We start from the raw sequence: 14,379 nt of genomic DNA on the forward strand, positions 1-14,379 counted from the left end.
GGGGCCGTTGGTTTGGGCCGCCCGTTGCCCCCCTCCTCCGCGGCGCGGTGTTGGCCCCTGCCGCCCCCCCCCACCCCCCCCTTTTGCGGGGGGCCGCCCCCCCCCCCCGGGGCGGCGCGACCGGGGTGATTACTTGAGCATTCCGCCCGCGTCGATCGGCAGGGGCACACCGGTGACGTAGCGAGCCTCGTCGGAGGCCAGATACAGCACCGCGTTGCTGACATCCTCGGGCTCGATCCAGGCCACCGGCAGGGTGTGGAACAACCGGGCGATCGGCTCGAGGTCGGCGGGGCCGGGGCTCTCCAGATCCGGGCGGAACAGCTTGTAGGTGCCCTCGTTCATCACCATGGGCGTGTTCACGTGCGTCGGGTGGACCGAGTTCACCCGGATGGAGTGCTGCGCCAGTTCCACCGCGAAGGTCCGCATGAGTCCGACGACACCGTGCTTGGCCGCGACATAGTGGCCGATATTGGGGTAGGCCTTGAGCCCGCCCACCGAGCTCGTCAGGATCACCGAGCCGCCGCGCTCGCCGGCGATCACATGCGGCACAGCGGCTTTCACCGATTTCCAGACGCCGCCGAGGTTGACGTCGATCATGTCGTCCCACAGGTTCTCCTGCAGATCGACCAGCGCGCCGCCCTCGTTGCCGATCCCGGCGTTGGCGACGATGATGTCGAGCCTGCCCAGTTCGGCGACCGCTCCGTCGACCGCGACCTTGAGCCCGTCGTAGTCGCGGACATCGACCTCGGCGGTGACCACGCGACGGCCCTGTGCCCGGATGAGGTCGGCGGTGGTCGCCAGATCCTCCGGGGTCGACATCGCGAACGGCACGTTGTCGAGTTGCTTACAGACATCGATGGCGATGATGTCGGCGCCTTCCTGCGCCAATCGCACGGCGTGACTGCGGCCTTGACCGCGCGCCGCTCCGGTGATGAACGCGACCTTGCCTTCGACCCGTCCGGTCATGATTACCTACCTCTGTCGTTGTTGTCGTGGTCAGGATTGGGGAGTGAAGCGGATGTGCAGTTCGCTGAGCCCACGCAGCAGGAAGGTGGGTTCGTACTCGTAGGTGCGCGCGTCGACCGGACCGTGCTTGTCCGCGTCGATCTCGATGTCGAGCAGCTGGTCCAGGATCCGTTCGATCGAGACCCGGCCCTCGACCCGCGCGAGCGGACCGCCCGGGCAGGTGTGCACGCCGCGTCCGAACGCGATGTGCTCACGGAAGTTGTCGCGGTCCAGACGAAACTCGTGCGGGTCCTCGAATCGGCGCGGATCGCGATTGGCCGCGCCGGGGCAGAACATCACCAGGCCGCCGGCCGGGATGTCCACCTCACCGACGGTGGTCGCACGGCGGGCGAGCCGGAACCCGCTCTTGACCGGTGCGTCCATCCGCAGGGTTTCCTCGATGAAGTTCGGGATCAAGGTGCGGTCCTCGCGCAATCGCTGCTGCACGTCGGGGTGATCGCCCATGAACCGCACCGCGGCACCCAGCACCTTGGCCGTGGTCTCCTGCCCCGCGGCGAACAAGAAGGTCGCCGACCGCGCCACATCGAGGACCTCCGGCGTGGAGCCGTCCGGATACTTCGCCAGCGCCAATGACGTCAGTACGTCGTCGCGTGGCTCGTTGCGGCGATCGGAGATGTAGGAAACGAATTTCTCGTCCAGCCAGGCCAACGGGTTGCTGGAGAGAGCTTCGTTGTCGATAGCACCGGGTCGGGCGCCCGGCTGGGGCGCGCCGAGAACGACCCGGAATTGCTGGTGATCGACTTCGGGAACGCCGAGCATATCCGCGACGACCAAAAGCGCGAACGGCTTGGCGTACTGGGAAAGGAATTCACACTGGCCGGCCTCGACGAATTCGTTGAGCTGCTGGTCCGCCAGCCGCCACATGAATTCTTCGTTTTCTTTCAAGCGCGCGGGCGTGAGCAGACGATTCAACACCGACCGCGCGAAGGTGTGTTGCGGCGGGTCCATCGTCACCATGTGCTCGAACATCGGCAACTCGGTCCGATGCTGGTCGATGAGGTCGCTGATATCGTCGCCGACCGGCGTGAACGGCAGCGGCGGGAACGGCCCGCCGACGGCGACAGCCGAGGAGAAGATCGACGAATCCTTCAGTACCTCAGCCGATTCCTCATATCCGGTGACGGCGTACACACCGAAGTGCGGTTCCTGGGTCACCGGGCACTTCGACCGCAGATGATCGAAATAGGGATGGGGATCAGGAATCAGATCCGGGTCGGTGAAGTAGTTCACTGTATCGAAATCGGTCACGGAGAACTCCAGGTGATCGGGAAGCCGCGACAAAGACGCGCACTTCGATGGTAACAACCATATTCATTTTTGAGAACCTCATTCCCACCGGGGAGCACGGAACTCCGCGCGGTCGAGCGGGTAGAGGATTAGGGCAGGTAGACCCGGCTGGCCAGCCAGCGTCCGTTGACGAGTTCCATCGTCATCTGGACCCGGCTGTGGTCGACGCGCGGATCGGCGGCGGCGATATTGGTGACCGTCTGATCGATGAACAACAGCACTTCGACCTTGGTCTCGGATTTCGATTTCACCGCGGCATCGAGCACGGTCCCGGTGCCGGTCGCCTTGTTCTCGAGCAACAGCTGGCGCAGCTGCCCGCTCGACCGGGTGTACATGTCCTTGAACTCGCCGGTCGATCCGTCCAGCACCGCCGCGAAATCACGATCGAGGTGGTTGGAGTCGACGCTGGTCAAGGTGACGGCGTAGGCCCGCGCCGCCGCGAGCCCGGCTTCGGCGGCGGCGTCGGTGTCGGACTTCTCGTCGAGTTTCCAGCCGAGGAAGCCGGCCGCCACCAGCGCTGCCACGGCAGCCAGCACGGTGACCGGCGCGGCGATCCGGCGCGCGATAGCCCGCATCAGCTGTAGCTTCGTCGGCCCTGCCTGTTTCGGCTCGTCTGTCGGCGCCGGGTCCGAATCCGCCGATGACTTCACTACCGCCGGTTCGAGCAATTCGGTCTCGGTCTTGGTATCTGTGTCGTTCATAGCAATTCCTAGCGTGGTGGTGTGCGGTGCGAGTCCGGAAGCCGTTCACCGAGGTACCGGTGTCGACAGATCCGGCCCGGCGAAGGTGAGCGGAAGTGTCCATGGTCCGAGCGGAGTCGGGATTGCCTGCGTCGCGGTCGCCTGTCCCGGCGGCGGCGGACCGGGAACACGCGAACCCGGCGGGCGCGGTGCGTTGCGCGCGCCGCGCACGAGGACCGACGGGTCCTCGTTCGGGCAATAGGTGTAGAGGTAGGGCTCGGGGAAGTCCGGCTGCGACGGCGAATGTCGCGGCAGGTTGTAATCGCAGGAGTAGCGGGGGTACAGATTCACCAGCCCCCAGAGGCCGCCGTCGTGGAATGCCGCGGTGAGGTTGCCCAGCGTCGAGCCCGCGCGCTCGGTCGGGAAGAAGAACTCACGCAGGGCAGGCACTCGCGAGTTCGCCATGTCGGCCACCGTGGTGAGGTTGCCGAGCAGGTCGACCACGCCGGGAGAGTTCTGGTCCAGCACCGCGTCCAGCGCACCGAGCGTGCCCGGCGCCGCGCCGAGCAGATCGACGAATCCGCCCGACTTCGCCTCCACGCCCGACATCACTCGTGCCGCGTCACCGGCGAATTCACCCAGTCCCGGCGAGGCGGCGGCCGCGGTGCTCAGCACCGTCCGACTGTCGCGCAGCAGCCCGACCGTTTGGGGCAGCACCGAATCCAAGGTGGAGACGAGAAAGATTCCGCCGTCGATGATGTCGGAGAGCTTGCGCGGGCCCTGCTCACTCACCCCGAGTTCCTTGACGATCGCCGCCAACCGTGCCGGATCCACCTGCGCGAGCGTGGTATCCAGCTGCGCGAGGGTCTGCCACAGCGGCACCGGCGTCGAAGACCGCTCCACCTCGATCTCGGCGCCGTCGGCCAGGTAGGGGCCGTCGTCGTCGACCGGGCGGAAGTCGAGATACTGCTCGCCCGCCAGCGACAGGCTCGCGACCCGGACCGCGCCACCGACGGGCACCCGGGCCTGCGCGTCGATCGCCGCGGTGGCCACCAACCCGGTCGAGGTCAGCTCGATCGCGGTGACCTCACCGATCGGGACACCTCGCAAGGTGACATTCTGCCCGGTCAACAGCCCACCGGACTGCGCGAGGTGCACCCGGACGGTCATGGTGGCCGCCGTGGGGTCGACGCCGAGGGCGCCGAACATCAGATACGCGATGCCGACGATCAGGGTAAGCACAAGCGCGCCGCTGGACAGGATGGACCGGAACCGGCTGCCGAGCACGGCCGCGCCGACCACGACGCGCGCGGGCACGCCGAGCACGAGCCGAAATCGCTGCGCAGGTGTCATCGGCCCGCTCCCGTCACGCGCTGCTGCAGTTTGAGCAGGGTGTAGGTCAGGGTGCCGACAAGAGCCTGCCAGTCACTCGCGTCCGGTATCCGACTACCCGGATCACCGGGGTGCGCCGGATCGGGCACCGCACCGATCGTCACGTCCTGCAGATCGGCGTTCACGTGCGCCGAGGTTCCGTTGGTGATCTTGATGATCGGTCCGAGAATCGAATTCATCGCCGCGAGACTCGCATTGGGATCGGTCGAGGCCGCGTTGAGCCCCGCGGAGAGCCGGTTGACGTCGGCGACCATGCCCGCGGCGGACCCGTCGATGGCGGGGAACTTCGCCAGTTCCCGACTGATCTGATCGACCTGCCAGATCAGCGTCAACGCCTGCTGGGAACTGTCGGTGGCGGCCGTGAGCGCCGGTCCCGCGACGTCGGCCAACTCGCCGAGCGGACGACGCCGCTCCTGCAATTGCCGGGTGAGCTGGTCGACTTCGACCAGTACGGTGCGGATATCGGCCGATCGCGCGGCCAGTGCCTGCACCACTCTGGTCGATCTGTCCAGCAGCGCGGCGAGATTCGCGCCTCGGTCGCCGACGGCGTGTCCGAGACCGTTGACGATATTGGTCAGGTTCCGGATCACCCCACCGTTGACCAGCAGCGACGCGGTGGTGAGCAGCTCCTCGATGGTGGCCGCGGCCTGCGTGGCCGACAGCGCGATGGTGTCGCCGTCGCGCAGCACCGGCCCGCCGGGAGCGGCGGCGTCGGGCGGAGTGAGCGCCACGAAGACATCGCCGAGTGGTGTGGCGGTGCGTAATTCGGCCCGGGTGCCCACCGGCAGGGCCACCCCCGGCTGAATGCGCATCGTGACCACGGCGGTGTAGTCGCGTGCCGACATCCGCGCGACCTCGCCCACGTCGGCGCCGAGCACCCGCACCTTCGCCTGCTCGGGCAGGTTCAGCGCATTGGCGAAGCCGGCGTGGATCGTATAGCCGCCCTCGCCTGCGCCGGGCGCGGGCAACGGCAGATCACCCAGACCCACCGCGCAGCCGGGCACGGTAGCGAGTACCACCCCGGCCAGCAGCAGGGTCGACGCGGACCGATATCGCTGTCTCATCGCGGCAACCTCGACATCGCCTCTAGCATGTCGGTGATGCCGAAGTCCGGCCCGAAATCCTGCAATGTTCCTGTGCTGCAACCGAGTTGGCGTAGCCCCAGCACGTTGCACACCTCCTTCACCAGTTGGCCGTCGAAGAAGACCTTGTCCAGCAGCGCGTGCACCCGGACGCCGCGGTAGTCGACATCGATGGCGTTGTAGGCGTTGTTCAGCAACAGCGGTGTCACGTCGATGAACTCGGCGACCTCCTCGCGGTAGTCCGCGAGCGCGTGGGTGACGGTGCCCGCGTTGGTCACCGTGGAGCGCAGGCTCGCACTGTTCTGGGACAGCAGGTCGTCGGTCTGCTGCATGATCTGCACGATCTGCGCGCCGGTATCCCCCGCGCCGATCTGGAGATCGGCCAAGACATCACCCAATTGTCCTGTCGCACTGCCGAATTCCCGGATCGTCTGGTCATTGTCGGCCGCGGCGCGAATCAGGACCGCCAGGTGCTCGACGATGTCGGTGATCGCCGCCTGGGTCTGGGCTCCCCCGTCCTCGCCGAGCCGCAGGGCCCCGGACAGTTCGTTCATCGTGGCCCGAAGTTCCGGACCGCTGCCCGAGGCGATCCGCGCGGACGTATCGAGCAGGCGCGCGATCGGACCGGTATCGGGAGTCGCGCCGGCCAGCTGCGCGGCCATCCCGTCGGCGGCGCCGAGCAAGCGGTCGAAGTCGATGGGGGTGCGAGTGCGGTCGAGGCCGAGCTGCGCCCCATCGGCCAGAGTGGCGCCGCCGCGGTAGGCGGGCGTGAACTCGACGTGCCGATCGGTCAGTACCGAGGTCGAGACGGTCACCGCGGTCGCGTCCGCCGGGATGGCGACCGCGCCCTCGACCCGCATGGTGACCTCGACATGGGAACCGCGCGGGGTGATGGCGGTGACCTCACCGACCGGCATCCCGAGCACGGCCACGGCGTTGCCGACGTAGAGTCCGGCGCCGTTGTCGAATCGGGCCGTCACAGTGATGACCGAATCCGTGTCGTTCGGGCTGCCCGCGCACCCCGCGAGCGCGCCGAGTCCGAGCACCAGCACGATCCTGACCAGCGTGGCGAGTCGTGTCATTTGCAGTCCTGGAAGTAGGGGGCCAGCGCGACCTGGTCGGCACGCCCGCTCAGCGCACACATCCAGGAATCGATCAGCGGCCCCGCGGGCGCGGTGAAGTCGACCTCGTTGGCGGTGCCCGACGCGTTCGCGAAATTGCGGATGGGGACGGGCAAGATCTGCAGGATGTTGCGCAACAGGTCGTCGTGGCGGGCGAGGCTGCCGAGCAATCCGTCGAAACCGCGCAGCAGTTCGTCGATCTTGGGCCGATCCTCGACGACCAACACCCTGACCTGATCCGCCAGCCGCCGCGTCGAGTCCATCAGGGTCTGGAGCGCACCGCGCCGCGCGAGAATCTCGGTGACCAGGTCGCGGCCCTGGCCCACGATGGCCGCGAGGTCGCCCTGCTGACCGTTGACCACCGTGGTCAGCTGTTGCACGCCGGTCAGGAGCGCGCCGAGTTCGTTGCGACGGCTGCCCAGCAGTGCGGCCAGCGAGCGCAGATTCCCCAGCAGCCCGGGCAATACCGTCGGCACGCCGTCGAGTTGGTTGGCCAGCGCGTCGAGCGAGGTGGCGATACGTCCGGAGTCGATCTGTTCGAATGTCGCGGTGGCGTTGTCGAGTGCTTGCTGCAGATCGTAGGGAACGGCGGTGCGCGACAGACCGATTCGGTGATCGGCGATCTCGCCGTCGCCCGCCGGGGTCAGTTCGACGTAGCGGGCGCCGAGCAGGGTGGTCAGTTTGATGGCGGCGCGGGTGTCGGCGCCGAGGGCGGCCGATCGATCGACGCTCAGGGTGACCAGCACCCGGTCACCGGCCAGCCGCTGACCCGCGACCGTGCCGACCGGAACACCGGCGACGGTGACCCCGTCCCCCACGCGCAGACCGGCGGCCTGCGCGAACTCGACGTCGTAGCGCTGCTGTCCGACGCCGAGGGAGTTGAAACCCACCGCCCCGGCGACGATGGCGAGCAACAGTCCGAGCGCGATCAGCCCCAGCACGGCTTTCGAAGGCTGTTTCGATGTCATTGCCTCACCTGCAGATCGGTGATTGTTGGATGGCGCCGGTCGGCGAGGCCAGAGCGACGATGGTCGGTACCAGGGTGGCCAGCGCGGGCAGGAACGTCACGCCCATGTTGCACAGGTAGGTGTTGAGGTAGGACCCCTCCTGGCTCGCCCTGGCGAGCCCCTTCAGCAGCGCGGGCAGGTTGAAGCCCAGGTAGGCGAAACTGTCCTTGTTCTGCTCGAAGTGCTTGGTGAATCCTGGTTCGCGCGTGAGGAATTCGTTCAGCTGTGGCCGCACATCCTCGACGACGGTGGCCAGGCGCCCGGTCACCGACGCGACGGTCGTCAACGACCCCATCAGCTCGTCACGGTGACGCGAGAGCCCGTCGATGATCGAGCGCGACTGTGTGAGCAGGGTGCTCACCGAGCCGCTGTGCGCGGCCAGGTCTCCCACCACCTGGCTCAGGTTCGTGATCACCGCCCCGAGCACCTGATCCGGACCGGCAACGGACTCGGCCAGGGTGGAAACCTGCGCGATCAGCAGCACCAGCGAGGTGTTGTCGCCCTGGAGCGCGGTGATCAGCGCTCCGGTCACATTGTCGACCTGCTGCGGATCCAGCCCACCGAACAGGGGCTCGAACCCGTTGAGCAGCACCGAGATATCGAATGAGGATTCGGTGTGCTCGAGCGGGATCGTGCCACCGGGCGCCACCTCCTGCGGTTGCCCGAAGTCGGCCAGGGAAAGGCCGAGATAGCGCTGGCCGATGACATTCTGATAGGTGATCGAGGCTTTCGTGTTCCCGAACACCTTCTGTTGTTCCTCGACCCGGAACCGCACCTCGGCGCGATTGCCGACCAGCGCGATCCCGTCGACGCGACCCACCCGTACCCCGGCCATCCGCACATCGTCGCCGGCGCGCAGGCCCGTGACATCGCTGAAGATCGCGGAGTACGTTCTCGCCGAGCCGTCCACCCCGCGGTGCAGCGTCACGAAGGTGACCCAGATCAGTCCAAGGGACACGACCAGGAACAGGCTCAGCCCGATCAGTGATCGACGAAAACTCATCGGCCGCCACCCACCGGGAGCGGACTGTCGGAGAGCAGTTGCGCCAGTACCGATTCCGCGGCGTTGGCCTCTCCGCCCAGAATCCGGCGGATCAGGTCCTGCAGTTCCGGCGCCAGCTGGGGTACCGAATACGACCGCGGATTCATACTGGGTGACAACTCCTGCTGGGGGATCGAGTCCGGTGCGGTGGAGCAACTCGGCGCGGCCAACTGGCCGTATCGGGGACAGTCCGCACGGGTGTAGGCGGTGTGCGGGCTCAACCGGAACTGGAATTTGCCGGTACCCATCTGGGTGTCGGAGTTCCAGAACTCGGCGAACCACAGATCCGAGATCGTTTTGATCCGGACCACGATCGGTGCGAAACTGCCGGCTCCCTCGCCCAATACATCGAGGACCGGCATCAGATCATTCGTCACTGTGACGATCTGCTCGGTATGTCGAGCCAGCCCGCCGCCCACCTTGGACAGGGTGTTGTTGCCCGCGGACAGCAGGTTCATCAGTTCACCCTCGCGTTCGGCGACCGTGCGCAGCGGAAGCACCGCCGAGTGCAGGGCATCGAGCAGGTCCGGGGCCGCCGCGTTGAGTCCGTGCACCGCCTCGGCCATCGCGCCCAGGGTCGAGGGCCCACCATCCGGCGCGAGTAGCGCATCGAATTCCCTGGTGATCCGGTCGAGTTGCCCACCGGCGCGCACGATGTCGTCACCCCGCCGATCCGTGGCCGCGGCCACCGCGGCGAGCATTCCGACTGTGGTGTCGGACCCGACCCGCCCCGTACTCGCGATGATCTCGCGCAACTTGGTCAACGCGGTCTGCAGCTGGACGGTCGCGAGGCCGCGGTCCTGGGCGATCTCGGTATCGGCGGTCAGCCCGGGGCCGGGCCCGTTGTCCACCAACTGGACCGAGGACACGGCGAAGACATTGCTCGGCACCACCCGCGCGGTCACCGTGCGCGGCACTTTCCCGGCGTACGCCGGGTCGAGCAGCAATGTCACCCGATTCGGACCGCCGTTGTCGGCGAGCGCCACCGTGGACACCGCGCCGATCAGCAGACCACGAAACTTCACGTCGGATCGGGCGGGCAGACCATCGCCGAGCTGATCCAGCATGGCGATCACTTCGACCTTGTCGTCGAAGCGGCCCGTCGACTTCATCAACAGTGCCGTGACCATGGCTACGGTCAGCACGATCAACACCACGCCACGCAGCACCAGCGAGAATGCGCCGGGACCTCGCCCATCCTTCTCAAACGGAGTCGCCGGCATCTACCCTCCCAGCCGAGCGCTGGAACCGATGCCCCAAAGACCCACGGTCAGCAGCAGATTGACCACGATCATCACCGAGATGGACGCGCGCATCGCCCGGCCCGCGGCCGTGCCGACGCCCTGGGGGCCGCCCGCGGCGTAGAAGCCGTAGTAGCACTGGATCGTCGAGGTGAGGATCACGAACAGAATCGCCTTGATCAGCGAGTACACGATGTCGGGGCCGTTGAGCACCAGCTGGAAGTAGTGCTGATAGGTGCCCGCCGATAGACCGCCGGACAGACCGACCACTATTTCCACCGCCAGGTAGTTGGCCGCCAGACAGACCAGATACAGCGGGAACATCGCGACCACCGACGCGAGGATCCTGGTACTGACCAGATACGGAACCGCGCGAATGGCCATCGCCTCCATCGCCTCGATCTCCTCGGCGATCCCCATCGCACCGAGTTGCGCGGTGAACCGGCACCCAGCCTGGGCGGCGAAAGCCAGCGAAGCCATGATGGGCGCCAATTCCCTCGTCGAGGCGGTCGAGGCGATCAACCCGACAGTGGGCTCCATGCCCAGCAGGTGCAGTGCGTTGTAGCCCTCCAGACCCACGATCGCACCGCCCGCCGCGCCGAGCACGATGATCACGCCCGCGGTGCCGCCGCCGACGACGATCGAACCGTTTCCCCAGGTGATGTCGGACAGGATGCGCAGAAATTCCTTGCGGTAGTGCCGCAGCATCACCGGAATCGAGAACAGGGCCCGGATCAGGAACGTCCCCATATGGCCGACCCGCATCGCCCCCGCGGCCAGCCGGACCGCGGCCCGGTGCACCGGCCGCACCCCCGGCGGGTAGTACTGCGCGGCCATTACAGCCCCTGCCGTGGCAGCAAGATCATGTACAGCTGGGTGAAGGCGACGTTCACGATCATCAGCAGCAGGATCGAGGAAACCACTGTCGAGTTGACCGAATTCGCCACGCCCGCCGGACCGCCCTTGGTGGTCAGCCCTTTCTCGCAGGCGACCACGGCGACGATCGCCCCGTAGACAACAGCTTTGATCATGGTCAGCACCAGATCGTCCACGGTCGCGAAGGACGAGAACGTCGCGACGAAACTTCCCGGCGCCCCGCCCTGAACGAAGACATTGAACAAGTAGCCCGCGAGAAAGCCGACGAAGCAGACGATTCCCGTCAGCGACACCCCGATCAGTACCCCGGCCGCCAGCCGGGGGACGACCAGGCGGCGGATCACCGAGACACCCATGATCTCCATGGCGTCCAGTTCGTCGCGGATCTTGCGCGACCCGAGATCCGCGCAGATCGCCGAGCCGACCGCCGAAGCCATCAGCAGCGCCGCGACCATCGGCGCCCCCTGCCGGATCACCGCGAGCCCGCTCGCCGCACCGGCGAGCGAGGTCGCCCCGACCTGCCCGGCCAGCAACCCGAACTGGATGGACAGCGTCACTCCGATCGGCAGGGCGACAAAGATCGTCGGCAAGGCCGCCGACGACGCCATGAACGCGGCCTGTCTGACGAACTCCTGGAACGCGAATCGACCGGTGACCGTGTCGATGGCGAGAAAGCGCACAGCGCGCATGCCGAGGACGAATTGGCCACCGACCGTTTCCAAGGCGGCAATCGGGTGTCGGCGCAGATAGCCGCGCGCCCACTCGGCTATCTCACGATCGGCCGTTGCCATGGTCAACTCGCGGAGACCAATCCAGCAGTGGTCCGTGACGCGCTGACACGGAACATCTCGGTGGGGCCGACTTCTTCGGCGGGGAATCCCGCCGTAGCCAAGGCGCAGGCTTTGAACGCGCGCGCGGCCCGGCTGACGCGATGGTGGGTGATCTTCACTCGATCCGCCAGTTCGGCCGGAAGGGCATCGCCCCACAGCGACAGCTCGGCCGAACGGTGGTCGAGACAGTCCAGAATGCCATCGCGCACACGACAGTCCGCGACCATCTGGGTGGGTACAGCCACCGCATGCGGCCAGGTGTCGTGTTTCGGGGCCGCCAGCGACTGTTCGATATCGAGCACAGTGGCACCGAGGATCTGCAACGGGCGCACGTCGGAGTGGTCGTCGACGAGCACGGTCACTTCCCACCCGGCGGTTGTTCGATCGAAGAGCCAACCTCCCGCGTAGCGAACAACTTCCACGGCATTCGGCGCGACGATGGCCAGGCGATATCGCAGCGGATGCCGGCGGGCGTGGGCTCTCCAGTGGGCGGAATCAACGAATTGTGCGGCCATGTGCTTCCCATCCAAACTTCGAATCTGAAGATCTCGACAGGTGCGCCCCACGCCCGGATTTCGATCGCTCGGAGCCCCTGCCGACCACACGGTAATCCGGTTACTCAGCATGTGACAGCAGTCTCATCCAAGTAACTAGTGATCTACGTCACATTGATTTGCCCTTGACGTACAGCCCTGAAATTCGCCTTACCGCAGGTCATTCGGGTTGTTCGAGCCGTCGGCCGGCGGGATCCGTCCGTGCCTAGCGGGCGGGCCCGTAAGGACCAGCCAACGAGGGATACACGAGCGGCGACGAGCCCTCCTCGCCCTCGGCCACCCGAACGCGCGCCGCTTCGGCCACGCTGCCACTGGTCAATCGGTCGATCGCACGCTCGAGCATGGGCAGGATCTCGGTCACATCGAGATCCTTGTCGACGAATCGACCGGTCAACGCGTAGATCAAATTGGTGACGATCAGTCCGACGTCCTCGACATAGTCGCGATCGTAGCCATCGAACAACATCGCGGCGACCGGCAACACGGCGCTCACACCCTGTGCGTCCAATTGCCTACCACCGATGCCGCTGCGCGCGCGATGGTAGGCCTCGAGCATTCTGGGATTGCGTTCCCACGGCTCGAAGACGTGCCGGATGACGCGGACCAACCCGTCGCGCAGCGATTCACCCGGAACAGGCAACTCCAGTTCGGCATAGCTGTTGATCGCCATCCACCGAGTGACAGCGGCGACCATCAACTCGTCACGGGTGGCGAACTTCTTGTATACCGTCGCGAGCGAAACCTGGGCCCGACGCGCGACCTCCTTGAGCTGCAGATCGTCGTACCCATCCGACATCAACATCTCCATCACGACGTCGATGATCCGGACCGAGGAGTCCGTTTCCGGTGACCGTTTCACTCCACCACGGTATCGCCGCTGGTCGACTGACCTACTCCCGGGCCGACCGTCTCGACTCCGCAGACCTGGCGCTCTTCATCGATGAGCCGACGCCGATCGTGATGGCACCACCGCCGCGGGCAACCCGGCGGCGGGACCGAACCGGCGGGATTCCGCGACGCTCCGACCTAGACTACTGCCGATCAGCGGGTGGGTTTTCTGGAATTCTCACACGCGCAACCAACAGATAGGCGATGCGGTCGAGACCAAGGGTGAGTCGATGAACAACGGCAAGACGCTGCGGGACTGGTGGCACGATCCTGTCGACTACCGATGGCTCGTCCGCACGCTGGCCGCCAGGTCGGCGCTGGTTCCGCTGAAGATTCTGATCGGCCTCGCGGGAGCCGCGATCGCGGTGATGGGCGCGGTGATCGCGGGAACACCGGTGGGACCGCCCGGCCATCCCGGCCTCGCTTCGACCATCGGAGTGCTGTCGGGAACCCTGTGGGCGGCGCGCTGGTGGCTGCTGACCTGGCCGAGCAGGACCGAGTCGCTGATCCTGATCGCCTGCGCCGATGTGCTGTTCACGGTGGAATTCCTCCAGTTGCAGGATCGACTGTTCGGGGCGATGGGCACCGTCCTGCTCCTCGGCACCGGCAGCTACCTGAGCTTTTTCCACAGCGCCAAAGCACTGGCCGTGCATTCGGTGTGGTCGCTGCTCTCGGTGGTGGTGTTCTCGGTGCGGATCGCCACCGGCGGCGGGAGCATCGAACTGGCCCTCGCGGTCGCATTACTACTCGCGTCAGTGGTCAGCGCGGTGCCCGCGTTCCAGCTGCTCTATTCGCTGCTGCGCACCGAGTCGCAGTCGGACCCGCTCACCGACCTGCTGAACCGCCGCGGTCTCGAGAACCGGCTGCAACAGCTGATGGACCGCAATCCCGCGATGTGTGTCATCTGCTTCGACCTCGACCGGTTCAAAAGCGTCAACGACACCTGGGGCCACCGCATCGGCGACATCGTCTTGATGCGCACCGCCCGGCGGCTGCGCGATGCCGCCGGGGAGATGGCGGTCGTGGCGCGGACGGGCGGGGAGGAATTCGTGGTGGCTGCCCCGATCTCCGCGGCCGCCGCGCGCAGGGAAGCCGAACGGCTGTGCCGAGTGGTCGCCGAACCGCCGGAAACCACGGTGGCTGTCACCGCGAGCGTCGGTGTGGCGATTTTCGACGCGACGATCTGTCCACGCTGCCCCTGCCCGACCGCGGACCGACTGCTGCAATCCGCCGACGCGGCGATGTACCGGGCCAAGCAGTCCGGCGGGAACCTGGTGGTGGTGGACGAACTCAGCCCGCCGCCGGACCACCGCCACCCGGACGACCCGGACAACAGCCGGTAGCGCCGATCGT

14 protein-coding genes are annotated in these 14,379 nt (G+C 66.7%); 1 reads left to right on the forward strand and 13 read right to left on the reverse strand.

The features are described from left to right. Positions 1–129 precede the first annotated feature (129 nt). The 13 genes from ACWFRF_RS04330 to ACWFRF_RS04390 all read right to left on the reverse strand — a co-directional run bounded on the left by ACWFRF_RS04330 (position 130) and on the right by ACWFRF_RS04390 (position 12,997). The gene (locus ACWFRF_RS04330) at positions 130–966 is read right to left on the reverse strand and encodes a mycofactocin-coupled SDR family oxidoreductase (protein ID WP_452448888.1); all 837 of its coding nucleotides are present in this window, start codon (positions 964–966) and stop codon (positions 130–132) included. Positions 967–996: 30 nt separating this feature from the next. After that, the gene (locus ACWFRF_RS04335) at positions 997–2,274 is read right to left on the reverse strand and encodes a cytochrome P450 (protein ID WP_452448889.1); all 1,278 of its coding nucleotides are present in this window, start codon (positions 2,272–2,274) and stop codon (positions 997–999) included. A gap of 128 nt (positions 2,275–2,402) precedes the next feature. Beyond that, on the reverse strand, positions 2,403–3,014 hold the full coding sequence (locus tag ACWFRF_RS04340) for a hypothetical protein (RefSeq protein ID WP_452448891.1): 612 nt from the start codon (positions 3,012–3,014) through the stop codon (positions 2,403–2,405). A gap of 45 nt (positions 3,015–3,059) precedes the next feature. Beyond that, positions 3,060–4,346, reverse strand: coding sequence for an MlaD family protein (locus ACWFRF_RS04345; RefSeq protein ID WP_452448892.1), 1,287 nt, complete (start codon positions 4,344–4,346; stop codon positions 3,060–3,062). Next, complete coding sequence (locus tag ACWFRF_RS04350; RefSeq protein WP_452448894.1) at positions 4,343–5,449, reverse strand: MlaD family protein; 1,107 nt, start codon at positions 5,447–5,449, stop codon at positions 4,343–4,345. Before ACWFRF_RS04350 ends, ACWFRF_RS04345 begins: the two co-directional genes overlap by 4 nt. Further along, complete coding sequence (locus ACWFRF_RS04355) at positions 5,446–6,549, reverse strand: MCE family protein (RefSeq protein ID WP_452448895.1); 1,104 nt, start codon at positions 6,547–6,549, stop codon at positions 5,446–5,448. Before ACWFRF_RS04355 ends, ACWFRF_RS04350 begins: the two co-directional genes overlap by 4 nt. Continuing rightward, positions 6,546–7,556, reverse strand: a complete 1,011-nt coding sequence (locus ACWFRF_RS04360; RefSeq protein WP_452448896.1) for an MCE family protein — start codon at positions 7,554–7,556, stop codon at positions 6,546–6,548. The genes ACWFRF_RS04355 and ACWFRF_RS04360 overlap by 4 nt, the downstream gene beginning before the upstream one ends. 4 nt (positions 7,557–7,560) lie before the next feature. Further along, positions 7,561–8,598, reverse strand: coding sequence for an MlaD family protein (locus ACWFRF_RS04365; RefSeq protein WP_452448897.1), 1,038 nt, complete (start codon positions 8,596–8,598; stop codon positions 7,561–7,563). Then, positions 8,595–9,860 (reverse strand): MlaD family protein, encoded by a 1,266-nt coding sequence (locus ACWFRF_RS04370; protein ID WP_379313191.1) that lies wholly within the window; start codon positions 9,858–9,860, stop codon positions 8,595–8,597. Before ACWFRF_RS04370 ends, ACWFRF_RS04365 begins: the two co-directional genes overlap by 4 nt. After that, complete coding sequence (locus ACWFRF_RS04375) at positions 9,861–10,715, reverse strand: ABC transporter permease (protein WP_378990283.1); 855 nt, start codon at positions 10,713–10,715, stop codon at positions 9,861–9,863. Beyond that, positions 10,715–11,545: an MlaE family ABC transporter permease gene (locus ACWFRF_RS04380; RefSeq protein WP_378990285.1), complete on the reverse strand. Its 831-nt coding sequence runs from the start codon at positions 11,543–11,545 to the stop codon at positions 10,715–10,717. The genes ACWFRF_RS04375 and ACWFRF_RS04380 overlap by 1 nt, the downstream gene beginning before the upstream one ends. Before the next feature lie 2 nt (positions 11,546–11,547). Continuing rightward, entirely contained in the window at positions 11,548–12,042 is a 495-nt protein-coding gene (locus ACWFRF_RS04385) for a hypothetical protein (protein WP_378990427.1), read from the reverse strand. Positions 12,043–12,343: 301 nt separating this feature from the next. Then, a complete protein-coding gene (locus tag ACWFRF_RS04390; RefSeq protein WP_378990286.1) occupies positions 12,344–12,997 on the reverse strand; it encodes a TetR family transcriptional regulator in 654 nt (217 codons plus the stop codon). A 259-nt stretch (positions 12,998–13,256) separates the two neighbouring features. On the opposite strand from ACWFRF_RS04390, the gene ACWFRF_RS04395 reads away from it, so the two are divergent. Further along, positions 13,257–14,369, forward strand: a complete 1,113-nt coding sequence (locus ACWFRF_RS04395) for a diguanylate cyclase domain-containing protein (RefSeq protein WP_452448898.1) — start codon at positions 13,257–13,259, stop codon at positions 14,367–14,369. Positions 14,370–14,379 lie beyond the last annotated feature (10 nt).

This window comes from Nocardia sp. NPDC055165 (assembly GCF_053606985.1).